Below are 14,875 nucleotides of genomic sequence, written 5' to 3'. Positions count from 1 at the left end.
CGGCATCCGTTGCGAGAGGTGCCCGCCATGGGACGACTCCTCACCGCGAGCGCCTGCGCCGCCGCGGTCTTACTCCTCGCCACCGCCTGTCAGGGCGACGACGCCGACGGCGGGGGTGACGCGAGCACGCTCACCTTCCTCGTCGCCGAGACCGCGGAGCGGCCCGCCGCGTACTGGCAGACCGCGGCCGACCGGGTCGGCGCGGCCGCCGACGTCAAGGTCGAACTGACCGTGATCCCCCTCGGCGCCGACCCGACCGGGCACGTCCGCGACCTGATCGCCGCGGGCACGCCGTTGCCCGACGTGATGGCCGGGGTCTCCCCCAACGGGCTCGGCACGCCGGAGCTGCTCTACGCCTGGCAGGACGCCGAGCTGACGCGCTTCCGGCTGCCCTACTCGGGCTCGGTCGCCGGGAAGGTCTACCGGCTCCCCGCCACCGGCGAGGCCGTCCCGCTCGTCTACTACAACAAGAAGCTGCTCCCGGAGCCTCCCGGTACCTACGCGGAGCTGCTGAAGACGGCCGGCGACCTGCGAGACGACGGGGTCCGCCCATTCGCCGTCGGCGGCGTCGACGCCGCGACCCTGTTGTGGAGCGCGACGGTCACCACCGACGTCTACCGTGAGGCGCCGACCTGGATGCAGCACCGCCGCCTCGGCCACGTCCACTTCTGCGACGAGAACTTCCAGGCCTCGGCGGAGAAGCTCGCGGGGCTAGGCGACTACATCTCGCTCACCGACGGCGGGGGCGACGCCGCCTTCCTCGCCGGTGAGGCCGCGATGTACCCGGCGGGCAGCCGCTTCGCCGTCGCGGCCACCGCGACTCCCCCGGACTTCGAGATCGGCGTGTTCGCCTGGCCCGCCGACGACGGCGGCGCGGTCGTGCCCGCCTATCACGGCGGCGGTCTGTCGGTCAGCGCCGCCGCGAAGGACCTGGAGGCCGCCCGCCGCTTCGCGCTCGCGTTCTCCGTCGACCAGGGCAACCTGGACCACGCCGTGACCGCCGAAGGGCTCTACCCGGCCGTGACCGACTACGTCCCCCCGCAGAGCGTCAGTCCCGCCTTCCAGCTCGGCTACGACCTCTACATCGCCGCGGCGACGACGGGCGGCCTCCTGCCGGCCGTGGGCAGCGAGGACGGCGACGACGGCGTGCCGTCGGCGGCCCGGGAGGAATGGCAGACCTCGGCGGCACGCCTGCTGGGTGGCCTGACGACGCCGAAGGACGCCTGTAAGGCGCTCGACGAGGTGTACGCGCCGACGGGCTAGCCGCTCACCCGAGTCCGTCGATCCGGCGGCGCAGGAACCGGCGCTCCGCCTCGGTCGGCGCCAGTTCCAGCGCCGCCGCGTACGCCTCCCGCGCCTCGCCGTCGCGCCCCGCCCTGCGCAGCATCTCCGCGCGGGTCGCGGGCAGCAGGTGGTACCCGTCGAGCCTGCCGTCCGCGGCCAGTTCGCCGAGGATCGGCAGCGCCGCCTCCGGCCCGTCGGCCATGCCGATCGCGACGGCCCGGTTCAGTGCGACCACCGGCGTCGGGACGAGCCGCAGCAACTCGGTGTACAGCCCGGCGATCTGCGGCCAGTCGGTCCCGGCCGCCGTCGTCGCGGTCGCGTGGCAGGCCGCGATCGCCGCCTGAAGCTGGAAGGGCCCGGCGCGGCGGCGGCGCAGGGCGCGCTCCAGCTCGGCCTCGCCCTCGGCGATCCGCGCGCCGTCCCACAGTGAACGGTCCTGCTCGTCGAGGGCCACGAGCTCGCCGTCGGTGTCGGCCCGGGCGGCGTGGCGGGCGTCGTGCAGGAGCACCAGCGCGAGCAGGCCACGCGCCTCGGGTTCGTCGGGCATCAGCGCGACGAGGAGGCGGGCCAGCCGGATCGCCTCGGCCGTGACGCGCTCGCGGGAAGGGTCGCCGTACCCGGCGTTGAACAGCAGATACAGGACGTGCAGCACCGTCGGGAGCCGCTCGGGGAGCAAGTGCGCCGGGGGCACCCGGAAGGGGATGCCCGCGTTCTTGATCTTCTGCTTGGCGCGGAACAGACGCTGCCCCATCGTCTTCTCCGAGACCAGGAACGCGGCGGCGATCTCGGCCGTCGACATCCCGGCCAGGCTCCGCAGGGTCAGCACGACCTGCGCCTCGACGCTCAAGGCCGGGTGGCAGCAGGTGAAGATCAGTTCGAGGCGCTCGTCGGGGATCTCGGCGTCGTAGGCGGGCGCCGGTACCGGTTCCATCGACGGCTCCACCATTCCCGCTTCCCGCAGCTTCCCGGCCTCCACCGAGGCCCGCCGGATCACGTCGATCGCGCGGTTGCGGGCCGTCGTCGTCAGCCACGCGAGCGGCCGTTCGGGCACGCCCGACACCGGCCACCGGCGCAGCGCCCGCGCGAAGGCGTCCTGCGCGCACTCCTCGGCGAGGTCCCAGTCACCGCCGGTGAGCCGGATCAGTGTCGCCACGATCCGGCTCCAACCGTCGGCGTAGACCGCCGCGACGACGTCGCCGACGTCCGTCACGCGTCGTCGCCCTCCCAGAACGGGCGCAGTTCGATCAGCCCGCCCCAGGCCATGGGGTGCTTCGAGGCGACGTCGATGGCCTCGTCGAGGTCGGCGCAGTCGAGGACGTCGAAGCCGACCATCTGCTCCTTCGTCTCGGCGAAGGGGCCGTCGGTGAGCAGGACCTCGCCGCCCCGGACGCGCACGGTCGTCGCGTCGGACGCCGGGCGCGTGCGCTCGCCGATGAGGCGGATGCCGCGCCCGTCCATCTCCTTGACCCACTCATTGACGTCGGGAGCGTCGTCGACTTCGTTCGGGCCGGGCGTGAAGCTCGGGTCGAGGCAGACCAGCATCAGGTACTTCATGGTTCTTCTCCGATCACGTTGGCGTCATTCAACCGAATGACGAACGGGGACCGCGCTCCACTACCGGTCCCGCGAAAAAACTTCCGTCGCCACCGACCCCTACAGTGACCGCCGTGGACGCCCGCCGGGCACCGATCGCCGGAGTGCTCGCGGCCACGACGCACGACGCCCCTCCGCCACCCGGGAGAAGCCGTGAACGAGCGCACCCTGCCGGCCGCCGCGGCGGCCCTGCTGCGCGGTGTCGCCGAACCCGACTGGGCCCGCCTGCTCACCGGCGCGCGGCTCGGCGCGGGGATCCTCCGCCACGACCCGCCCGACTCGCTGATCGACCACGTCCTCGCCACCGGTGACCCGGCCCAGCTCGCGATCCTCGCGGAGAGCAACGTCGCCCTGCACGGGCGTCCCGGCCTGACCGACCGCCTCGTCGCCGACGTCGAACCCGCCGTCCTGTGGAAACCTCTCCTGACCACGCGGCAGTGGCAGTACCGGCACCTGGAGGCCGTGCTGCGCCGGATCGACCCCGCCGACCCCGGGTGGGAGAGCGCCGACACCGCCGGCGACTCCCACCGGCTGTCCGACGACATGGTCTCCGTCCTCGCGCACTCGCCCCTGCCCGGCCACTACCTCGACCCGCGCGTGGACTCACGCCGCAGGCGCCTCACCGAACGCGAGCAGATCACCGCCCTCGCCCGACTCCACGCCGACGGCGGCGAGGACGACGGCCGCTACGAACCCGAGGTCACCGCCCGCTTCACGGCGGCGGCCGAGGCGGGCGAGGTCCGGGCTCTGCTAGCCGAGCTGGACGGCACCGACGCGGCGATCACCGCCTTCCGCACCGACACCGGCGTCCTCCGCGTCCGGACGCACGCCCGCGAACGCGCCGAGCTCGACTGGGACCGCGTCGCCGCCGCCCACGCGGAGGACCCCTTCTCCGCGACGACCTCGGCGGTCCTCGCCTCCCGGGGAGACTGCCCCGAAGCCGTCCGTGCCGCCCTCTACGCGAGCCATCCGGCCGAGGTCGCCGAGCGGGCCGCCACATCCTTCCCGGCCCTGTTCGCCGTCCCGGGCAGCGGACCCGAGCACGCGAGGGGCGCGCGCAGGCTCATCACCCGGATGCGCGACCGGGGCCTGATCGAAGAGCTGGTCGCCCACGGCCGCCCCGCCACCGCGGTCCTCGACATCGCCCGTCACTCCAGCGAGTGCCTCGACGCCGCCACCTGGCTGCTCACGCCCGTCCACACGCTCGTCGCCCGCATCCTCGCCGAGACCGTCGGCGCCGACCCGGCCGCCTGGCGCGGCCTCCGCCGGCTCCTCAAAGGCCACCGGGGAACCATCGCCGAACTCTGCGCCGCCGCCACAGCCGCGCCCGAACCCGACGGACCATGGCCCGACGCCGCGCCCCTGCCCGGCCGCGACGCCGCCCCGATCGGCGCGCGCAAGGCCTTCCTCGCCCTCCTCGACGCCGCAGGCCCGGCCACGCAGGCCGCGCTGATCCCGCACCTCGACCCGCGCACCCTCGTCGACCTCTTCGCCCACGGCGTGTGGCGCAGCGAATGGTTCGGTCTCGTCACCGACCACGGCACGCCTGTGCGCCGTGCGGCCTTCGCGCGCACCCGCGGACCGCTCACCACCGCGCAGATCCAGCGGCTCCTCGACTTCGGCGAACCCGGGCTCGGACGCGCGCTGCTCGCCCGCCACGATCTCACCGCGGCCCAGACCGCGCAGGCCCTCACCGGCCTCGACGCGCCTCCCCGGCGGCTGCCCGCCGTGGTCGCCCGGCCCGAACTCGCCGCTCTCGACGCCGGTACCGCCTTCACCGAGGTCTTCGCGGGTCACCGGCCCGACGGCCACGACAACGCCGACTGGACCCACGCCGGACTTTCCTGGGTCCGGTCGGCCGTGGCCACCGGCCGCGTCACCTGGACCGAGATCCTGAACGACGCGGCACCCGCCGGGATCGTGTTGAGCCTGGTGCGACAGGCCCACCCGGTCGACGCGCTGCCCGCCCTGCGGGAGGTCGTGGGTTCGGCGAAACCGACCACGGAGGCCCTGTTCCTCGCCCTCGGGATGCTCGCCGACTTCACCGGGACCGTGCCCGAGCTGCTCGCCATCGCAAGCGCGGCCGCCGACCCGGGGTGAGCCCTCAGTCCGCGAGCCGGAACTCCAGCACCGTCTCCCACTTGTGCATGTCCGGCTCCTCGCGCGGGTCGGTCTGGTACCACTCCAGCCGCGAGCCCCAGCGCTCGTTCTCCGCGCCCGGTTCGATGTCGAAGACCAGGCCCTGGTCCTTCGCCCAGTTCAGCAGCGAGCTCGTCACGTCGACCAGGCCGTCGGGGTGCCCGAGGTGCGTCACCGTCACGTAGCGCCCACCGGGCAGGACACCGGCGAAGATCTCGCCGTCGCCGCCCCCGGGTTCGGCGACCGGCACACCGGCCTCCATGTCGAGCGGACCGGGCATGGCGATGCCCGTGTAGCGCAGGAAGGGCGCGCCGATCGGCGCGACGCCCCGGGCGCCGAGAAAACCGAAGATCTCCCCGAGGCGGTCGGCGATGTGCGGAATGGTGGTCATCGTGACCCGGCCGGCGACGCCCACGTAGTGGCGGTCCGGGCGGGTCACGATCTCGGGATCGCTCATCGGCCCATTGTGCCGCCGGAGTGTGACAGGAGTCGCTAGAAACCGAGACGCTGGAGCAGCTTCGGGTTGCGCTGCCAGTCCTTGGCGACCCGGACGTGCAGGTCGAGGTAGATGCGCGAGTCGAGGAGCTTGCCGATCTCCCGCCGCGCCTGGGTGCCGACCTGCTTCATCCGCGCGCCGCCCTTGCCGATGACGATCGCCTTCTGGCTGGGCCGCTCCACGTAGATGTCGGCGTAGATGTGCTGCCGGGTGGCGCCTTCGCTCTCCTCTTCGAGGATCTCCTCGATGACCACCGCGATCGAGTGGGGCAGTTCGTCGCGCACGCCCTCCAGGGCGGCCTCGCGGATGAGCTCGGCGATCATCACCCGCTCGGGCTCGTCGGTGATCATGTGGTCGGGGTAGAGCTGCGGCGACTCGGGCAGCAGGTCGCTCACCACGCCGACGAGGGTGTCGACGTTCTCGCCGGTCATCGCGCTGCACGGGACGACGTCGGCGAACGGCGCCATCTCCGACACGGCCATCAGCTGCTTGGCCAGGTCGCCCTTCGACACCAGGTCGATCTTGGTGACGACGGCGACGACCTTGCCCTTGAGCTCGCTGATCTCCTTGGAGATCATCCGGTCGCCGGGCCCGACCTTCTCGTCGGCGGGGATGCACAGCCCGACGACGTCGGTCTCGCTCCAGGTTGCGCGGACCAGGTCGTTGAGGCGCTGCCCGAGGAGGGTGCGCGGCTTGTGCAGGCCGGGCGTGTCGACCAGGATCAGCTGCGAGTCCGGGCGGTGCAGGATCCCGCGCACGACGTGCCGGGTGGTCTGCGGCCGGTTGCTGGTGATCGCGATCTTCGAGCCGATGATGGCGTTGGTCAGCGTGGACTTGCCGGCGTTGGGTCGGCCCACGAAGCAGGCGAACCCGGCGCGGTACGGCACGTGATCGGTCATTCTCGTATTGTGCCGTCCGGGTCGGCGACGTACACCGGCGCGGCCGAGGACAAGTGACGTACGGCCGAAAGTCCGCCCTCGTCGACCTCCCCCGCGGTGACCACGACGGCGGCCTCCAGCTCCTCGGCTCCGGCGGCGACGGCGTTGGCGACGGCCAGTTGCAGGCCGGACAGTTCGAGCCCCGGCAGTGTCACCGACGCGGCCGCGTAGGTGCGCCCGTCCCCGTCGCGCACGGCCGCGCCCGTCTCGGCGCCGATGCGCCCGCGGGCGCCGCGCGCCAGGATCAGCAGCTTGTTGTCCTCGGCGGTGAATTCAGGGAGTTCAGGCATCCGCGCCCATCCTCTTCTCGGCCTTGTCGTCGGCGTCCTCGGCGGGCTCGCGCCGCACCAGGACCGTGTCGATGCGGTTGCGTCGCCCGGTGGTGCCCTCCGCGGTCAGGCGCAAGCCCTCCACGACGGCCTCGGCACCGGGGATCGGCACCTTCCCCAGTGCCTGCGCGAGCAGGCCGGAGACGGTCTCGACGTTCTCCTCGGGCAGGGTGAGGCCGAACAGTTCGCCCAGGTCCTCCACCGACAGGCGCGCGGTGACTCGCACCGACCCGTCGGCGAGCCGCTGCACGGGGGCGCGCTCCACGTCGTACTCGTCGGTGATCTCGCCGACGATCTCTTCGAGGATGTCCTCGATGGTGACCAGCCCGGCCGTGCCGCCGTACTCGTCGACGACGACGGCGATGTGCACACGCGCCGACTGCATCTCGCGGAGCAGGTCGTCGACGGGTTTCGACTCCGGCACGAAGGTCGCCTCGCGCATGATGTCGCCGACCTTGGCGTCGTCACCGCCGACGGGCAGCCGGATCAGGTCCTTGAGGTAGACCACGCCGCGGATGTCGTCGATGTCCTCGCCGACGACGGGGATCCGCGAGAAACCCGAGCGCAGCGCGAGCGCGCGGGCCTGCGCGGCGGTCTTGTCGGCCTCGATCCACACCATCTCGGTGCGCGGGACCATGACCTCGCGGACGATCGTGTCGCCGAGCTGGAAGACCGAGTGGATCATCTGCCGTTCGCCGTGCTCGACCTCACCGCGCTGTTCGGCGATGTCGACGAGTTCGCGCAGTTCGGTCTCGGTCGCGAACGGTCCCTCACGGAAGCCCTTGCCGGGTGTGACGGCGTTGCCGACGAGGATCAGCAGCCGCGTCAGCGGCCCGAAGGCACGGCCGAGGAAGCGCACGATCGCCGAGGAGGCCAGCGCGACCGGGTAGGCGTGCTGGACGCCGATGGTGCGCGGCCCGACGCCGATGACGACGTAGGACACCACGAGCATCGACCCGGCGGTGGTGAGCGTCGCCGCCCAGCCGATGCCCCAGGCGTCGAAGGTGGTCAGCGCGACCAGGGTCGTCGCGGTCAGTTCGCAGGCCAGCCGCAGCAGGAGAAGCAGGTTGATGTAGCGGGGGCGGTCCTCGGCGATGGCCTGCAGGCCGGTCGCGCCCCGGACGCCGTCCCGGGCCAGCTCGGCCGCGCGGGCCGGGGAGATCCGGGACAGTGCCGCGTCGGTCATCGCCGACAGTCCGGCCAGGACGACCAGGGCGACGGCGACGCCGAGCAGCGTGGGGGTCGACATCAGCGCGTTCGTCGCCAATCCTCTAGCAGCTTGCCCTGGAGACCGAACATGCGCTTGGCCTCCTCGGGCTCGGCATGGTCGTAACCGAGGATGTGCAGGACGCCGTGCACGGTCAGCATGTGCATCTCGTCGGCGGCGGTGTGCCCCGCCGCGACGGCCTGCTTCGCGGCCACCTCCGGGCAGAGCACGACGTCGCCGAGCAGCGCCGGGGAGGCCGGTTCGTCGGAGTTCGGGCCCCGGTCGACGGGCATCTCGTCCATCGGGAAGGCGAGCACGTCGGTCGGGCCCGTGCCGCCCATCCAGCGGTGGTTGAGCTCGGTCATGTAGTCGACGTCGACGAGCAGGACGGACAGTTCGGCGAGCGGGTTGACGCCCATCTCGGAGAGCGCGAAACGCGCCACTTCGAGGATGGTGTCGCCGTCGACCTCGTGCCCGGACTCGTTGGCGATCTCAATGGACATGGCGTTCCCCCCGCGTCACTGCCGTCCGGACCGGCGGTCGGTCCGTCGCGGCCTCTGCTGCCCGTGCCCGGGCCGTTGGTCCTCGTCCTGCTCGCGCTCGGCGTCCCACTTCTCGTAGGCGTCGACGATGTCGCCGACGAGGCGGTGCCGCACGACGTCGGCGCTGCCCAGCGTGGAGAAGTGCACGTCCTCGACGTTGTGGAGGATGTCACGGACGATGCGCAGCCCGCTGACGGACGCGCCCGGCAGGTCGATCTGGGTGATGTCGCCGGTGACGACCACCTTGGATCCGAAACCGAGGCGGGTGAGGAACATCTTCATCTGCTCGGGCGTGGTGTTCTGCGCCTCGTCGAGAATGATGAACGCGTCGTTGAGGGTGTTGTGGGTGAGGATGAAGTCCTCGGTCACGTACAGGGAGTCGGCGGCCGCGACCTGGATGCACACCGCCTCGGCCCGGCCCTCGGGCTCGATGCCGACGATGTGCCGTTCCGGGCAGGCCTGCCCGGCCGCGCGGTACTTGTCGGCGTTGCGGGCGCGGCGGAAGGGCTCGACGCCGGCGGGGAGCCGGATGTCGAGGGTGTGCGCGTTGTTGCGGACGCGCGTGTCGACCACGCCGCCCAGCGAGCGCACGAGGTAGCGCAGGTCGTCGCGCAGCTGCGTCGACGGCGTGATGTAGCGGACGCTGACGCGCCCTTCACCGACGGAGGAGCCGGGCAGGGTCGCTACCCGGCCGTCGGCGTCGAGGAGGCCCTGGAGGACCGCGAGACGCACGTCGTGGGTGTTGTGCAGGTAGTCGGCCGGGACGAAGGCGGTGTCGGGGCACACGCCGGTCAGGCCGAGGCCGCCGGGGATCTCGGTGCGGGCCCGGACGATCCGGCCCAGCCCGACCGCCTCGTTCTCACGCTGACCGGCGGCGACGGTGTCGAGACACCCGTCCCACAGGCGCAGCCCGAGCTCGTAGGGGTCGACGCTGGTCTCGCGTGCCGGGAGGTAGGCCGGGCCGCTGAGCAGCGGCAGCCGGTAGGCGCCGGCCTCGGGGAGGCCCTCGATGAGCTCGGCGGTCGTCTTGACCTCGCCGTCGTCGACGGTCCACAGGTGATCGCCGGTGGCGACCGTGGACGCGGCGTCGCGGGTGCGGATCCGGAAGACGTCCTTCTCGCCCTGCGGGTAGACGCCGAGGACCGGCGTCGGTTCGCCGTTCGAGCCGACGACGAGGTCGCCGACCTGGAGCTCACCGATCGGGCGCCAGCCCTCGGGCGTGAGGACGGGCGTCGACACCGGCTGCGCGCGGCCGCGCATGTAGGCCAGTGGCGCGACCTCGATGGTGCCGTTGGTGATCAGGCGCGGGATCGAGTCGGGGTCGACCATGTCGTGCAGCGCGTCGTACAGCGGCCGCAGGTAGGGGTCGATCTTCTCGAAGAGCGTGCCGGGCAGGTAGCCGAGGCGCTCGCCGGCCTCGACGGCCGGGCGGGTCAGGATGATGCGGGTGACCTGCTTGGCCTGGAGGGCCTGGACGGCCTTGGCCATCGCGAGGTAGGTCTTGCCCGTACCGGCCGGGCCGATGCCGAACACGATGGTGTGCTCGTCGATGGCGTCGACGTACTTCTTCTGGCCCATCGTCTTCGGCCGGATCGTGCGGCCGCGGCGGGACAGGATGTTGAGGGTGAGGACCTCGGCGGGGCTCTCGTCGCCCTCGCCGGACTTCTCCAGCATGCCGAGCGTGCGGCGGGCCACGTCGATGGTGACGGGTTCGCCCTTGCCGACCACGGCGATGAGCTCGTTGAAGAGCCGCTCGGTGTCGGCGACGTCCTTGGGCGTGCCCGAGAGGGTGATCTCGTTGCCGCGGACGTGCACGTCGCTGCGAACGCTGCGTTCGAGGTAGCGCAGGATCTCGTCGTTCGATCCGAGCAGGCTGACCATCGTCTGCGGGTCCGCGACAGTGATCTTCAGTTGCGATTGGGGAGGCGTCGCGGAGGACGAATGCTCGGACATAGGCACGGCCCGGCGGGCCTTGAGCCACCTGCTCTCACTACCGGGGACCACGACGCGTGGCCCTAGTTGATCGGGAGTACATCTTATCGCTGCGGGGGCGGGCGGCGTCGACCGAGATTGGCGCGCTTCACCGCGCCAGGAGCGGACCGAGTGGTTCGCCGCCGAGAACGTGGACGTGCACGTGCCGGACTTCCCAGCCGCTGTCGTCGCCGGTGTTGGCGATGAGGCGGTAGCCGCCGTCGAGCCCTTCGGCCTCGGCGGCCCGCCCGGCCGCCGCCAGGAGTTCACCGGCGAGGGCCGGGTCGGCCCCGGCGAGTTCGGCGATGGTGACGTGGTGGTCCTTGGGGATGGCGAGGAGATGCGTGGGCGCCTTGGGCGAGATGTCGCGGAAGACGAGGACGCGCGGGGTTTCGAGGACGGTCGCCGAGGGGATCTCACCCGCGACGATCCGGCAAAACAGACAGTCCGCCATGCCGGGGATGTTATCCGGGCGGGTGGGCGGGCGCTGCGGCGGTGGCGGCCGTTTCGCGGTTCGGCCACCGGCGGCGTGCCGCGTGTCGTCCACTGGAGGCCCAGGAAGGGAGACCTCATGTCCAAGCACGTCCTCCTCGCCCTCACGAGCCACGGCGAGCTCGGCGACACCGGCGAACCGACGGGTTACTACGTCTCGGAGGCGGCCCATCCGGCGGCGGCCTTCGCGAAGTTCGGCTACGAGCTCGACTTCGTGTCCCCGAAAGGCGGGCGGCCGCCCGCCGACGGCGTCGACGAGGCCGCGAAGGATCCGGTGGCGCGGGCCTTCCTCGACGATCCGGTGCTGTCGGAGAAGGTCGCCGACACCTTCACGCCCGACCGGCTCAAGGCGGGCGACTTCGACGCGATCCTGTTCGTCGGCGGGCACGGCGCGATGTGGGACTTCCCCGGCGATGAGGCGCTGCTGTCGCTGGCGGCGGGGATCTACGAGCGCGGCGGCGTGGTCGGCGCGGTGTGCCACGGCCCGGCGGCGCTGGTGAACCTGCGGCTGAGCGACGGCTCGTTCCTGGTGAAGGGGAGGCGGGCGACGGGGTTCACCAACGAGGAGGAAGAGGCCGTCGGGCTCACCGCGACCGTGCCGTTCCTGCTGGAGTCGAGGCTGCGCGAGCGCGGCGCCGACTATGTCGCGGCGGAGAAGTGGGCCCCGCACGCGATCGCCGACGGGCGCCTCGTCACGGGGCAGAACCCGGCGTCGGCGACGCGGGTCGGGGAGCTGATGGTGACGGCGCTGGGCGGGCACTGAGGGCCCGTCACCACCGCCCGAGCCGCACCGACAGGGCCGCCAGCGCGGCCACCCCCGCCGTCGAGGTCCGCAGGACCTCGCGGCCGAGCCGCACCGGGACGGCACCGGCGGCCTCGAAGACCGCGAGTTCGTCGCCCGACACGCCGCCCTCCGGTCCGACGACGAGCACGTACTCGCCGTCGGCGGGCAGTTCGGCCGTCGACAGGGCGGCCGTGGCCTCCTCGTGCAGGACGAACGCGGCGGCGGCGGAGGCGATGCGCGCGGCGACCGCCTTCGTCGACGCTGTCGCGGCGAGCTTCGGGACGCGCGCGCGGCGGGCCTGTTTGGCGGCCTCGCGCGCGGTCGCCGCCCATTTGGCGTGGGCCTTGTCGCCGCGGTCGCCGCGCCACTGCACCACCGAACGCGACGCCGACCACGGCACGATCACGTCGACGCCGACCTCGGTCATGGCCTGCACGGCGCGTTCGCCGCGGTCGCCTTTCGCCAGGCCCTGCACGACCGTCAGGCTCGGCGACGGCTCGGGTTCACGGCCGGCCGCGCCGACGTCGAGGATCAGGGCGCCCTTCTCGGCGGCGGTGACCGTCGCGGGGCAGACGCCGCCGTCGCCGTCGGCGAGGAGGAGACGCTCGCCTTCGCGGAGGCGCTGGACGTCGGCGGCGTGGCGGCCCTCGGGACCGTCGAGGCGGTAGACGCCGGGCGCGGGCAGGGCGTCGACCAGGAACAGCGGTGCGCTCATGCCGCGACGTTAGCCCACGGCCCCGGGATGGCCGGGCGTCCATAGGCTGGCGGCATGGATCTTGACTATGCGGTGCGCGAGGGCGTTCCCTCCGTCGACGAGTACCGGCATCTGCGCGGCGCGACCGGTCTGGGCGCGAAGTCGGTGGAGGCGTCGGCGCTCGGGTTGCCGAACACGTGGTTCGGAGTGGTCGTCGAGCACGGCGGTGAAACGGTCGGAATGGGCCGGATCATCGGCGACGGCGGGTGCTTCTTCCAGGTCGTCGACATCTGCGTGCTGCCCGAACACCAGGGGCGCGGGCTCGGGAAGCGGATCATGGCGGCGCTGACCGCCGCGATGGAGACGCGCATGCCCGAGGGCGCCTACGTCTCCTTGATCGCCGACGGCGAGGCGCGGCGGCTGTACGCGCGGTACGGCTTCGCCGAGGTCATGCCCGCGTCGGTCGGGATGGCGCGGTTGTTCACGTGAGACGGGGAACAGGGCGGCGGGTGCTGTCGCTGTAGAGGCGACTGTGGACGAGAGGGAGACATGAGCGATCCGACGATCTATGAGTTCATCGGCGGCGGCGACACACTGCGCGGACTCGCCGAGGCCCACTACCGGCGCTGCACGACCGACCCGGTCCTGCGGCAGGTGTTCGGCACGGAGCCGCGTCCGGAACACGCGGTTCACCTGGCCGACTGGCTGGGCGAGGTCTTCGGCGGCCCGGCGACGTACACCGAGAAGCACGGGGGCCACGAGGCGCTGCTGCTCCACCACGCGGGCAAACACATCACCGAGGACCAGCGTGCGGCCTTCGTCCGGGCGTTCGCCGAAGCCGCCGACGAGGTCGGCGTGCCCGGGGACGAGCACCTGCGCGCGCGGCTGACGTCGTACCTGGAGTGGGGGACGGCGATCGCGAAGGACGTCTCCCAGGCCACCCCGGCCGACATCTCCAGCACGGACCCGGTCCCGAAATGGGGCTGGGACGAGAAGGACTCACCGGCTTGAGGCCAAGGAAAGGCGCCCCGAAGGGGCGCCTTTTCCGTGGGTGAGGGGGCACGGCGTGGCTCGTGGGCCAGGGGTGCCGACGCGGGCGCCGGGTGGGCCGCACCCGCGCGGAACTTCAGTCACGCGAGCCCACACGCCGAACCGCCACCGCGGCCTTCACCCCGCGGGGTGAACTCTGCCGCCCAGCGGGCGAGCCGCATCGCGAGCGCAGCGAGCCGATAGATCAAGCGTGCCCGTTGAACGCGTCCCGCATCCGTGAGAAGAACCCGCCGCCGCCTTTGACCTCGACGATCTCCTCGTCGCGTAGCTGTGCGAGCTTCTGCAGCAGCTCCCCTTGCTCGGCGTCGAGTTTCGTCGGGGTCCGCACGTCGAGGTGCACGAACAGGTCCCCCCGTGCCCCTCCCCCGCGCAACCGGGGCACGCCCTTCCCGCGCACCCGCAGGGTGCTGCCGGGCTGTGTCCCCGGGTTGACGTCGACGCTCTCCTCGCCGTCGAGCGTCTTCAGCGTCAGGTTCGTACCCAGCGCCGCCGCGGTCATGGGGACCTTGATCTTGCAGTGGAGGTCGTCGCCCTTGCGGGTGAAGACGTCGTGGGGCCGTTCGTGGATCTCGACGTAGAGGTCGCCGGCGGGGCCGCCGCCGGGGCCGACCTCGCCCTGTCCCGCGAGACGGATGCGCATGCCGTCTTCGACGCCCGCCGGGATCTTCACGGTGAGGGTGCGGCGGCTGCGGACGCGGCCGTCGCCGGCGCATTTCGGGCAGGGGTTGGGGATGACGGTCCCGAAGCCGGAGCAGGTGGCGCAGGGCCGGGAGGTCACCATCTGGCCGAGGATGGTGCGCTGCACGGACTGGACCTCACCGGACCCTTCGCAGGTGTCGCAGGTGACGGGCGCCGAACCGGCCGCCGCTCCGGAGCCTTCGCAGGTGCCGCAGACGGTGGCGGTGTCGACGGTGATCGGCGACTCCAGGCCGAAGGCGGCCTCTTCGAGGTCCAGGTCGAGGCGGAGGATCGCGTCGGAACCGGGCCGCACACGGGAGCGCGGTCCGCGGCGGGGACCGGCGCCCATCGGACCGGACGCCCCGAAGAAGGCGTCCATGATGTCCTGGAAGTCCATGAAGGGACCGGCGCCACCGGCTCCGGCGCCTCCGCCGCCGCCGGGGGCGAGGGGGTCGCCGCCGAGGTCGACGATCTGCCGTTTCTGCGGGTCGGAGAGGACCTCGAACGCGGCGTTGATCTCCTTGAATTTCTCCTGCGCCTCGGGGCTGGGGTTCACATCGGGGTGGAACTCCCGCGCGAGCTTGCGGTACGCCTTCTTCAGGTCGTCCGGGGTCGCGTCCTTCGCCACACCGAGGATTCCGTAGTAGTCCTTGGCCACGTGTGCTCTCATCGCCTCAA

Annotated in this window: 15 protein-coding genes and 2 pseudogenes; 5 read left to right on the top strand and 12 right to left on the bottom strand. The window is 72.3% G+C overall.

Features of this window, described 5'->3' with window-relative positions:
- Nucleotides 1-27 precede the first annotated feature (27 nt).
- Nucleotides 28-1,263, top strand: coding sequence for an extracellular solute-binding protein (locus tag HNR73_RS09460; protein ID WP_184786979.1), 1,236 nt, complete (start codon nt 28-30; stop codon nt 1,261-1,263).
- Nucleotides 1,264-1,267: 4 nt separating this feature from the next.
- On the opposite strand, the gene HNR73_RS09455 is transcribed toward HNR73_RS09460, so the two are convergent.
- Together HNR73_RS09455 and HNR73_RS09450 are read right to left on the bottom strand one after the other, a co-directional pair.
- Complete coding sequence (locus HNR73_RS09455) at nt 1,268-2,494, bottom strand: RNA polymerase sigma factor (protein WP_184786978.1); 1,227 nt, start codon at nt 2,492-2,494, stop codon at nt 1,268-1,270.
- Nucleotides 2,491-2,826, bottom strand: a complete 336-nt coding sequence (locus HNR73_RS09450) for a YciI family protein (protein ID WP_373316608.1) — start codon at nt 2,824-2,826, stop codon at nt 2,491-2,493. The genes HNR73_RS09455 and HNR73_RS09450 overlap by 4 nt, the downstream gene beginning before the upstream one ends.
- Before the next feature lie 204 nt (nt 2,827-3,030).
- Here HNR73_RS09450 and HNR73_RS09445 point away from each other — a divergent pair, with 204 nt between their 5' ends.
- Entirely contained in the window at nt 3,031-4,977 is a 1,947-nt protein-coding gene (locus HNR73_RS09445) for a hypothetical protein (RefSeq protein ID WP_184786976.1), read from the top strand.
- A 4-nt stretch (nt 4,978-4,981) separates the two neighbouring features.
- Here the strand turns inward: HNR73_RS09445 and HNR73_RS09440 are convergent, their stop codons facing one another.
- The 8 genes and pseudogenes from HNR73_RS09440 to HNR73_RS09410 all read right to left on the bottom strand — a co-directional run bounded on the left by HNR73_RS09440 (nt 4,982) and on the right by HNR73_RS09410 (nt 10,953).
- Nucleotides 4,982-5,473 (bottom strand): GyrI-like domain-containing protein, encoded by a 492-nt coding sequence (locus HNR73_RS09440; RefSeq protein ID WP_184786975.1) that lies wholly within the window; start codon nt 5,471-5,473, stop codon nt 4,982-4,984.
- 35 nt (nt 5,474-5,508) lie between these two features.
- A complete protein-coding gene (gene era / locus HNR73_RS09435) occupies nt 5,509-6,411 on the bottom strand; it encodes a GTPase Era (protein WP_184786974.1) in 903 nt (300 codons plus the stop codon).
- Complete coding sequence (locus tag HNR73_RS09430) at nt 6,408-6,740, bottom strand: cytidine deaminase-like protein (protein ID WP_184786973.1); 333 nt, start codon at nt 6,738-6,740, stop codon at nt 6,408-6,410. Before HNR73_RS09430 ends, era begins: the two co-directional genes overlap by 4 nt.
- A complete protein-coding gene (locus HNR73_RS09425) occupies nt 6,733-8,028 on the bottom strand; it encodes a hemolysin family protein (protein ID WP_184786972.1) in 1,296 nt (431 codons plus the stop codon). The genes HNR73_RS09430 and HNR73_RS09425 overlap by 8 nt, the downstream gene beginning before the upstream one ends.
- Nucleotides 8,028-8,489: an rRNA maturation RNase YbeY gene (gene ybeY / locus HNR73_RS09420; RefSeq protein ID WP_184786971.1), complete on the bottom strand. Its 462-nt coding sequence runs from the start codon at nt 8,487-8,489 to the stop codon at nt 8,028-8,030. Before ybeY ends, HNR73_RS09425 begins: the two co-directional genes overlap by 1 nt.
- 15 nt (nt 8,490-8,504) lie before the next feature.
- A pseudogene (locus tag HNR73_RS41325) lies at nt 8,505-8,924 on the bottom strand (PhoH family protein); the annotation flags it as partial.
- Nucleotides 8,925-9,776: 852 nt separating this feature from the next.
- A pseudogene (locus HNR73_RS40650) lies at nt 9,777-10,509 on the bottom strand (PhoH family protein); the annotation flags it as partial.
- Between the two features lie 99 nt (nt 10,510-10,608).
- Complete coding sequence (locus tag HNR73_RS09410) at nt 10,609-10,953, bottom strand: HIT domain-containing protein (RefSeq protein ID WP_184786969.1); 345 nt, start codon at nt 10,951-10,953, stop codon at nt 10,609-10,611.
- Nucleotides 10,954-11,070: 117 nt separating this feature from the next.
- Here HNR73_RS09410 and HNR73_RS09405 point away from each other — a divergent pair, with 117 nt between their 5' ends.
- On the top strand, nt 11,071-11,754 hold the full coding sequence (locus HNR73_RS09405; RefSeq protein ID WP_184786968.1) for a type 1 glutamine amidotransferase domain-containing protein: 684 nt from the start codon (nt 11,071-11,073) through the stop codon (nt 11,752-11,754).
- A gap of 7 nt (nt 11,755-11,761) precedes the next feature.
- On the opposite strand, the gene HNR73_RS09400 is transcribed toward HNR73_RS09405, so the two are convergent.
- Nucleotides 11,762-12,490, bottom strand: a complete 729-nt coding sequence (locus tag HNR73_RS09400) for a 16S rRNA (uracil(1498)-N(3))-methyltransferase (RefSeq protein WP_184786967.1) — start codon at nt 12,488-12,490, stop codon at nt 11,762-11,764.
- Between the two features lie 54 nt (nt 12,491-12,544).
- Between HNR73_RS09400 and HNR73_RS09395 the strand changes: the two genes are divergently transcribed.
- Both HNR73_RS09395 and HNR73_RS09390 read left to right on the top strand, forming a co-directional pair.
- Nucleotides 12,545-12,958 carry a GNAT family N-acetyltransferase gene (locus tag HNR73_RS09395; RefSeq protein WP_184786966.1) on the top strand — a complete coding sequence of 138 codons (414 nt, stop codon included), beginning with the start codon at nt 12,545-12,547 and terminating at the stop codon, nt 12,956-12,958.
- Nucleotides 12,959-13,018: 60 nt separating this feature from the next.
- Nucleotides 13,019-13,480, top strand: coding sequence for a group II truncated hemoglobin (locus HNR73_RS09390; protein WP_184786965.1), 462 nt, complete (start codon nt 13,019-13,021; stop codon nt 13,478-13,480).
- Nucleotides 13,481-13,703: 223 nt separating this feature from the next.
- Here HNR73_RS09390 and dnaJ read toward each other — a convergent pair whose 3' ends face one another.
- Complete coding sequence (gene dnaJ, locus HNR73_RS09385; RefSeq protein ID WP_184787411.1) at nt 13,704-14,855, bottom strand: molecular chaperone DnaJ; 1,152 nt, start codon at nt 14,853-14,855, stop codon at nt 13,704-13,706.
- Nucleotides 14,856-14,875 lie beyond the last annotated feature (20 nt).

Source organism: Phytomonospora endophytica (assembly GCF_014202425.1).
Lineage (GTDB): Bacteria > Actinomycetota > Actinomycetes > Mycobacteriales > Micromonosporaceae > Phytomonospora > Phytomonospora endophytica.
The sequence above is the reverse complement of the archived record's forward strand: the minus strand, read 5'-3'. Positions and strand labels throughout refer to the sequence as shown.

Bases quoted from the DNA above. Each gene is read 5' to 3' on its own strand.
- HNR73_RS09390 (WP_184786965.1), top strand. From the start codon at position 13,019: ATGAGCGATCCGACGATCTATGAGTTCATCGGCGGCGGCGACACACTG.
- HNR73_RS09440 (WP_184786975.1), bottom strand. From the start codon at position 5,473: ATGAGCGATCCCGAGATCGTGACCCGCCCGGACCGCCACTACGTGGGC.
- HNR73_RS09425 (WP_184786972.1), bottom strand. From the start codon at position 8,028: ATGTCGACCCCCACGCTGCTCGGCGTCGCCGTCGCCCTGGTCGTCCTG.
- HNR73_RS09405 (WP_184786968.1), top strand. From the start codon at position 11,071: ATGTCCAAGCACGTCCTCCTCGCCCTCACGAGCCACGGCGAGCTCGGC.
- HNR73_RS09410 (WP_184786969.1), bottom strand. From the start codon at position 10,953: ATGGCGGACTGTCTGTTTTGCCGGATCGTCGCGGGTGAGATCCCCTCG.
- HNR73_RS09450 (WP_373316608.1), bottom strand. From the start codon at position 2,826: ATGCTGGTCTGCCTCGACCCGAGCTTCACGCCCGGCCCGAACGAAGTC.
- HNR73_RS09400 (WP_184786967.1), bottom strand. From the start codon at position 12,490: ATGAGCGCACCGCTGTTCCTGGTCGACGCCCTGCCCGCGCCCGGCGTC.
- HNR73_RS09395 (WP_184786966.1), top strand. From the start codon at position 12,545: ATGGATCTTGACTATGCGGTGCGCGAGGGCGTTCCCTCCGTCGACGAG.
- era (WP_184786974.1), bottom strand. From the start codon at position 6,411: ATGACCGATCACGTGCCGTACCGCGCCGGGTTCGCCTGCTTCGTGGGC.
- HNR73_RS09430 (WP_184786973.1), bottom strand. From the start codon at position 6,740: ATGCCTGAACTCCCTGAATTCACCGCCGAGGACAACAAGCTGCTGATC.
- HNR73_RS09460 (WP_184786979.1), top strand. From the start codon at position 28: ATGGGACGACTCCTCACCGCGAGCGCCTGCGCCGCCGCGGTCTTACTC.
- ybeY (WP_184786971.1), bottom strand. From the start codon at position 8,489: ATGTCCATTGAGATCGCCAACGAGTCCGGGCACGAGGTCGACGGCGAC.